The organism is Rhodococcus chondri, from assembly GCF_036327435.1.
Lineage (GTDB): Bacteria > Actinomycetota > Actinomycetes > Mycobacteriales > Mycobacteriaceae > Rhodococcus > Rhodococcus chondri.
Genome location: NZ_JAUZMZ010000381.1, coordinates 1 through 970 on the forward strand (window position 1 = coordinate 1; position 970 = coordinate 970).

The 970-nt window shown below is 72.3% G+C and carries 1 pseudogene; it reads right to left on the reverse strand.

The window, feature by feature from the left end:
* Nucleotides 1-970, reverse strand: a pseudogene (locus tag Q8814_RS26265) (ATP-binding protein); the annotation flags it as partial.

The following is a 970-nucleotide window of genomic DNA, read 5'->3' on the forward strand; positions in this document are numbered from 1 at the left end:
GCGAGTTCTTCGGCGACCACGGCATCGACGACCAGCGGGGTCAGCGCCTCGTACAGCCGATACCACCATCTCGGTTCCCGATCGTGTCCGGCCAGCAGATCGGCGACACGGGCCGGGCCGATCCGGTGCACATCGACGGACGCGAGCGCGGGGGCGTGCCGCGGTCCGCACAGTGCCGGCGGAACGAGACCGGGGACGACATCGGCCAGTGCGTCGGCGAGGTCGGCAGTGAGTCCGGGTAGCGCTGTCGCGCGATCGGGCAGCAGGTCGGGGCCGCCGTCCGCGGCGGGCAACCACGGATGCGTGCGTAGCTCCTCCAGCACCGCCTCCCGGATGCGCCGGTCGGTGTCGCTGCGGGCAAAGCCCGGGACCGGGACGAGTTCGAGACGCTGCTCGGCGGGCAGCGCCCGCACGAACTCGGCGTAGCCGCGGGCCACGTCTTCGACATGGGCTGCCGGCAACAACCGCCGCCGGTCGGGTTGCATCGGCACATCCGCGACGACGATCGCGGGCAGGGACAACTCCTCGTCGGATCGGGTCGGTGCGCGCAGCACCTCCTCGCGCACCGGGACGACCTCGCCGTCCACGACCGGCACCAGCCAGCGCGCCGACGGGCCGCGATGCTCCCACCAGCAGCGGCCGTCGATGCGTATTTCCCACAGCCCGGACCCGAGGAGTGTTTCGGTGCGGGTGATCGCGGTGCCGTCGACCCCGACGGTGGCCAGGGCCGGCAGTTCGAGCAGCAGATCGGGCGCTTCACGGCGGAATCCGTCGAGCAGTTCGGCGGTGTCGATGCCCGGCCGCAGGCCGAGAACCACCTCGGTGTCGCTGCCGGGAGCCGGAGCGGTGTCGCTGGGCCACACCAGTCGCAGCGTGGGCACCCCGGCGGTGGGAATTCGCAGGCCGAGTTCGGCGAGCAGCGATCGGGTGTCGTCGGCGGAGAACCGGACGGACCCGGTGCGGGAACGTA